Below are 5,830 nucleotides of genomic sequence, written 5' to 3' on the forward strand. Positions count from 1 at the left end.
TCATCGACGGCGGGGCAGAGCGCGTGGAAAGCCTTGAGGTCATCGACGAAAAGGCGCACTTGCCAGCCGTGCTCCGCCTTGAGCTGGCGCGCGAGGCGCCAGCAGACGCCGATGTCGCCGAAGTTGTCGATGACTTCGCAAAAAATATCGCACGCGATTTCGGCATCTGCATGACCGGCCACCGCCGGGGAATTTTCCATTGAAGCAGGCATAAGTGCTGAAGCGGCGACGAACCGCTTGATCGATGGTGAACGAGAGCCCGAGTGTGGTTTGCACTAAACTGGCATTTTTGAAGATGACGATTCGCGCGCTCCGGCCTCAAAGCCGCCAGGCGGCTTCAATATGACCTCAACGCGAACTCCGCACGACACCCTGCATGACCGAACCCGACGTTTTCGACCCTAAAAAGAACCTGGCCCAGTTGCCGCACCTGCCGGGCGTGTACCGCTACTACGACGAGAACGGCAACGTGCTGTACGTCGGGAAAGCGCGCGACCTGAAAAAGCGCGTATCGAGCTATTTTACGAAGACGCTGCTTTCGCCGCGCATCGCGATGATGGTCACGCGCATTCGCAAGATAGAAACGACCGTCACGCGATCCGAAGCCGAAGCGCTGTTGCTTGAGAATAATCTGATCAAGGCGCTCACGCCGCGATACAACATCCTGTTTCGCGACGACAAGTCTTATCCGTATCTCAAGCTGACTGGCCACAAGTTTCCGCGCATGGCGTATTACCGCGGCAGCGTCGACAAGAAGAACCAGTATTTCGGTCCGTTCCCGAGCGCGTGGGCCGTACGCGAGAGTATCCAGATTTTGCAGCGCGTGTTCCAGTTGCGCACGTGCGAGGATTCCGTCTTCACCAACCGCACGCGACCGTGCCTGCTGCATCAGATTGGACGATGCACGGGACCGTGCGTCGGTTTGATCGACGAAGAAGATTACGCGCGCGATGTGTCGAATGCATCGCGTTTCCTGCTCGGACGGCAGGGCGAAGTGATGAAGGAACTCGAGCAGAAGATGCATGCGTTCGCGGCCGACCTCAAGTTCGAGCAGGCCGCCGCCGTGCGCAACCAGATGAGTTCCTTGTCCACCGTGCTGCATCAGCAGGCTATCGAAGTGGGCGGCGACAACGACGTCGATATCCTTGCGGTCGTCGCGCTCGGCGGCAAGGTCTGCGTGAACCTCGCGATGGTGCGCGGCGGCCGGCATCTCGGCGACAAAGCGTACTTCCCGACGCATGTCGAAGCCGCGCTGGCGATTGAAGATGCAATGCCAGAGGAACTGGCCGATGACTACACTGCGGAAGACATCGGCGATATCGTCATCGAGCAAGTCGAAGCAAACGCCAATGAAATCGCGTTGCCGGCTGGCACGCTTGCGTCGATCGAGCGGGACTTCGAGGCGCACGCTACGACCGGCGAAATGCAGGAGGAGATCGCCGAAACCGGCGCGGTGGAAGAATCCGAACTTGCCACTGAATCGCAGCGTCAAGGCGCGCTCGAGGCTGAGGTGCTGGAGGCGTTTATCGCGCAGCATTACATCGGCAATCGTGTTCCGCCGGTGCTGGTTGTCAGTCACGCGCCGGCGAATCGCGAACTCGTCGATCTGCTGATCGAACAGGCTGGCCACAAGGTCACGCTGTTGCGCCAGCCGCAGGGACAAAAGCGCGTGTGGTTGTCCATGGCCGAGTCCAACGCGAAGCTCGCCCTCGCGCGTCTGCTCTCCGAGCAGGGCTCGCAACAGGCCCGCACGCGATCGCTCGCGGACACGTTGAGTCTGGAAATGGATGACCTCGCGCAATTGCGCATCGAATGTTTCGATATCAGCCACACGATGGGCGAAGCGACGCAGGCATCGTGCGTGGTCTATCACCATCACAAGATGCAGACGGCGGAATACCGGCGCTACAACATCACCGGCATCACGCCCGGCGACGATTACGCCGCGATGCGCCAGGTCCTGACCCGCCGCTACGAGAAGATGGTCGCGCAAGCCGCGGCGCGGGCGGCTGAAGAGCCGGTGGTCCCGGACCCGTCTGAAGCACCGCAATCGGATGAGCCGGACGTTGCCGAACCCACGCCTTCGGGCGGGCGTTTGCCGAACATCGTGTTGATCGATGGCGGCAAGGGACAGGTCGAGATCGCGCGGCAAGTGTTCGCCGAACTGGGGCTCGACCACGGCATGCTGGTTGGCGTCGCGAAAGGAGAAGGGCGTAAGGTGGGCCTCGAAACGCTGATTTTCGCCGATACCCGCACGCCGCTCGAGCTCGGCAAGGAAAGCGCTGCGCTGATGCTGGTCGCACAGATCCGCGATGAAGCGCACCGCTTTGCGATCACCGGCATGCGCGCGAAACGCGCGAAGACGCGGCAGACGTCGCGGCTCGAGGAGCTCGAGGGCATTGGCGCAAAACGGCGTCAGCGGCTGCTGTCGCGTTTTGGCGGATTGCGCGGCGTGCAGGCGGCGAGCGTGGAGGATCTTGCGAGTGTGGAAGGGATCTCGCAGGCGCTGGCTGAGCAGATCTACCGGCAGTTGCATTGAGCGCAACGTCCGGCCGTCCGGCCCGTCGGCTTGTGACATATAAGTCGACGCGGCACAATGGCACCTCTCAATAAGAGTCACGCCCATGCCGTTCAATTTCCCGATCTTCCTGACGTGGCTGCGAATCGTGCTGATTCCGCTCGTCGTGGGCGTCTTCTATTTGCCGGACGTGATGATGAGCCCGGACCATCGCAACCTGGTCGGCATGGTCATCTTCGTGCTCGCCGCGCTGACCGACTGGTTCGACGGCTATCTGGCGCGCAAGCTCAACCAGACATCGGCGTTCGGCGCGTTTCTCGACCCCGTCGCCGACAAGCTCATGGTCACGGCCGCGCTGCTGATCCTCGTGCAACTGATGCGGCTGAACGCGGTGATTGCGCTGGTGATCGTGGGGCGTGAGATCACCATTTCCGCGTTGCGTGAATGGATGGCGCAGATCGGGGCGTCGAAGAGCGTTGCCGTGAATTCGCTTGGCAAGTTCAAGACCGTTTGCCAGATGGTCGCGATCCCCATGCTGCTCTTCTACGGGCCGCTGAAGATATCGGGTACGCCTATCGTTATCGATACACGCATGTGGGGTCTCTGGCTGATCTACGTTGCTGCATTCCTCACCGTATGGTCGATGCTCTATTACATGAAGCTCGCCTGGCCGCAAATACGCGAGCGCGGCGGCATGCTTTAACCTGTGTACGAGATGGTTGATTGCAGTTAAAAGTGATGGGGCGCATACAAAGCTCTTGACACCAAAGTTGGGGTTCTCCATAATCTCGTTTCTGTCGGATGCACGCGAAACAAGACATCGCAACGCAGCGTCTGATGAAGTACAAAAGCAGTAATTTGGCAGAAGAAGTCGGCAAGATGCGGGAGTAGCTCAGCTGGTAGAGCGCAACCTTGCCAAGGTTGAGGTCGCGAGTTCGAGCCTCGTCTCCCGCTCCAGATTCAGAGGTCGTCGGCAATGGTAAGTCGACGACTGGCAGTAGATTGCAAGGCAAGATGCGGGAGTAGCTCAGCTGGTAGAGCGCAACCTTGCCAAGGTTGAGGTCGCGAGTTCGAGCCTCGTCTCCCGCTCCATTAAAAGGGGAAGCAAAGCTTCCCTTTTTGTTTGGTGGCCCGGATCAATGTACTGCTCGGATGGGTTTGCCAGGCACGGTACGTTTCATGTAGCTCCCGCTTCTGGCGCGATAGCAAAGCGGTTATGCAGCGGCCTGCAAAGCCGTTTAGGCCGGTTCGACTCCGGCTCGCGCCTCCAGGATTCAAAAGAAAAAAGCCCTGACTTGGTCGGGGCTTTTTCTTTTGGCATTTGCTATACATGGCTCATTCGGCATCGAAACTTATTCAGGTGAATCCATGACCGACCTCAATCCGGAATTCAAATGGCAGTGGGCTGCGTTCAGTGAGCTTGGCGCACGCGATGTCTACACCATGCTCGCTGCCCGCAGCGAGGTGTTCGTGATCGAGCAGCAGTGCTTGTATGCCGACATGGACGGTCAGGATCCCGATGCATGGCATCTGCTTGTCCATAGCCAGAAGGCCAACCCTGAACTGGCCGGTTATCTGCGCGTTCTGCCGCCGGATGAACCCGGCGTTGCGGCGAGTGCCGACGTGCGCATCGGCCGTGTCCTCACGCGGGCGCCGTTTCGCGGTATCGGACTCGGTCAGGCGATGCTCGAACGCACGCTTACGCATATCGAAGCGCAATGGCCCGGGCACGCAACCCGTCTGCACGCGCAAGCTCATCTGCAGCGCTTCTACGGAAGCTTCGGCTTCGAGCCCATCTCGGATATCCATCTCGACGACGACATCCCGCATATCTGGATGCGTCGTGTAATGCCAAAACGCTAGGACGTCGAATCGATCACGCGCCGTACATCGGCCGTGATGTTTTCGATGGGATCGGTCTCGGTCGCGAGCAGGCGCGCGTGGCCGTGGGTATCGAAGATATAGACAGCCGAGCTGTGCGTCACGTCGTATGCGCCCGACGGATCGCGCTTCTCCATCTGGTAAGCCACGCGATACCGCTTCGCAAGCCCTTCGATTGCCCCATCCGTGCCCGTCAGGCCGATCGCATGTTCCGCGTCGAACGCACGCACGTACTCGTGCAGCGCGGCGGCGGTATCACGGGCCGGATCGACGGTGATGAACGCAATACGCGTGTTCCTGGCGTCGGGGCCGAGTTGCTGCAGGACCTGCATCAGCCGCGCCATGGTCTCCGGACAAACGTCCGGGCAGTGCGTGTAGCCGAAATAAACCAGCGTCGTTTTCCCAGCGAACGACTGCCCGGTGGCGGGTTTGCCCGTATCGTCGGTGAGATTGAAGTCAAGGTCGGGGAGATGGCCGGTGACATCGGCGAGCTTCCAGGGCGCCGCGTCGTGATGCGAGCACGCGGTGAGGGATGCGCTGAAAACCAGCGCGGCAAGCAGGGCGGACACGCGGCCTGCGCGATGAAACCGGAACCAGGAAAGCATTTTGCGACTCGGACAAAGTGGAACATCAAGGCGGCAGATCAGCCACGTACGGCCGATGTACGAACAACGCAGGACAACCCGCGTTTGATTCGTCACAAGATGTTTCGTGACGCCATGCGGGCCGACTTTATCTCAGAATAGAGGCCTTCGCCGCGAGACTGTGATTCCACGCACGCTTTCGTGGCGATTTGCCGCACATTACGGGATCGTGGTGCGCGGGTTTATCGAAGCAATTTGCAAGATTCGAGTGCACGGTATTGGGTGTTCGTTCGTTATGCAGTGCATCCATGCCGCTTTCTCCCAAGGGCGTTCCCGTTTTGGGCGTACCGAACAGGCCGACAAGCGCTTTGACATGCGCACACTTTCCCGGCCGTTCCCGGCTAAAAAGGCAGATATCGATGCAAAACCTTCCTGAAAAACTTCCACTCGCCGAGACTGCTTTTTTCTTCGATTTCGACGGCACGCTCGTCGAACTGGCTTCCACGCCTGACGGCGTCGTCGTGTCGCCAGCAGTGGCGCCGATCCTGACCGCGCTGCGCCGCGCGACCAACGGCGCGGTGGCGATCGTGTCGGGGCGTGGTATCGACAGCATCGACTCGTTTTTGAAGATGCCTGACATCCCCGTCGCCGGTCTTCATGGCGCGGAGCGCCGGGACTCGAATGCGGATGTGCATCGCGTGGGTTTCAACGACGAACGCCTGATGCGCATGGAACATGTGCTCGAAGGCGTGATGAAGGCGAATCCCGGCATGCTGCTGGAGATCAAGGGCGCGGCGCTCGCGCTGCATTATCGCAACGCGCCGGAGCGCGGCGCCCTTGATCTCCA

General features: G+C 60.1%; 6 protein-coding genes and 3 tRNA genes. 7 read left to right on the top strand and 2 right to left on the bottom strand.

Translation table 11 applies throughout. The features are described 5' to 3' along the window. A partial coding sequence (earP, locus tag ACRXB1_RS28495; protein ID WP_449493936.1) for an elongation factor P maturation arginine rhamnosyltransferase EarP occupies window positions 1-200 on the bottom strand: 200 nt, incomplete at its 3' end. Window positions 201-376: 176 nt separating this feature from the next. On the opposite strand from earP, the gene uvrC reads away from it, so the two are divergent. The 6 genes from uvrC (at window position 377) to ACRXB1_RS28525 (ending at window position 4,381) form a co-directional block, all read left to right on the top strand. Further along, window positions 377-2,539: an excinuclease ABC subunit UvrC gene (gene uvrC, locus ACRXB1_RS28500; protein ID WP_449493937.1), complete on the top strand. Its 2,163-nt coding sequence runs from the start codon at window positions 377-379 to the stop codon at window positions 2,537-2,539. Window positions 2,540-2,624: 85 nt separating this feature from the next. Continuing rightward, the gene (pgsA, locus tag ACRXB1_RS28505; protein WP_061999931.1) at window positions 2,625-3,221 is read left to right on the top strand and encodes a CDP-diacylglycerol--glycerol-3-phosphate 3-phosphatidyltransferase; all 597 of its coding nucleotides are present in this window, start codon (window positions 2,625-2,627) and stop codon (window positions 3,219-3,221) included. 178 nt (window positions 3,222-3,399) lie between these two features. Then, a tRNA-Gly gene (locus tag ACRXB1_RS28510) sits at window positions 3,400-3,475 on the top strand. 59 nt (window positions 3,476-3,534) lie between these two features. After that, window positions 3,535-3,610: transfer RNA gene (locus ACRXB1_RS28515), tRNA-Gly, on the top strand. 104 nt (window positions 3,611-3,714) lie between these two features. Next, window positions 3,715-3,788 (top strand) — tRNA-Cys (locus ACRXB1_RS28520). 98 nt (window positions 3,789-3,886) lie between these two features. Beyond that, window positions 3,887-4,381: a GNAT family N-acetyltransferase gene (locus ACRXB1_RS28525; RefSeq protein ID WP_449493938.1), complete on the top strand. Its 495-nt coding sequence runs from the start codon at window positions 3,887-3,889 to the stop codon at window positions 4,379-4,381. Here ACRXB1_RS28525 and ACRXB1_RS28530 read toward each other — a convergent pair. Continuing rightward, window positions 4,378-5,004 (bottom strand): SCO family protein, encoded by a 627-nt coding sequence (locus ACRXB1_RS28530; protein WP_062170172.1) that lies wholly within the window; start codon window positions 5,002-5,004, stop codon window positions 4,378-4,380. The genes ACRXB1_RS28525 and ACRXB1_RS28530 overlap by 4 nt on opposite strands. 398 nt (window positions 5,005-5,402) lie before the next feature. On the opposite strand from ACRXB1_RS28530, the gene otsB reads away from it, so the two are divergent. Then, window positions 5,403-5,830: trehalose-phosphatase (gene otsB / locus ACRXB1_RS28535; RefSeq protein WP_449493939.1), on the top strand; the 428-nt coding region annotated here is incomplete at its 3' end.

The sequence above is a fragment of the Caballeronia sp. M23-90 genome (assembly GCF_053574605.1).

Excerpts from the sequence above, each read along its gene's own strand:
- uvrC (WP_449493937.1), top strand. The coding sequence starts at position 377 with ATGACCGAACCCGACGTTTTCGACCCTAAAAAGAACCTGGCCCAGTTG.
- pgsA (WP_061999931.1), top strand. The coding sequence starts at position 2,625 with ATGCCGTTCAATTTCCCGATCTTCCTGACGTGGCTGCGAATCGTGCTG.
- ACRXB1_RS28525 (WP_449493938.1), top strand. The coding sequence starts at position 3,887 with ATGACCGACCTCAATCCGGAATTCAAATGGCAGTGGGCTGCGTTCAGT.
- ACRXB1_RS28530 (WP_062170172.1), bottom strand. The coding sequence starts at position 5,004 with ATGCTTTCCTGGTTCCGGTTTCATCGCGCAGGCCGCGTGTCCGCCCTG.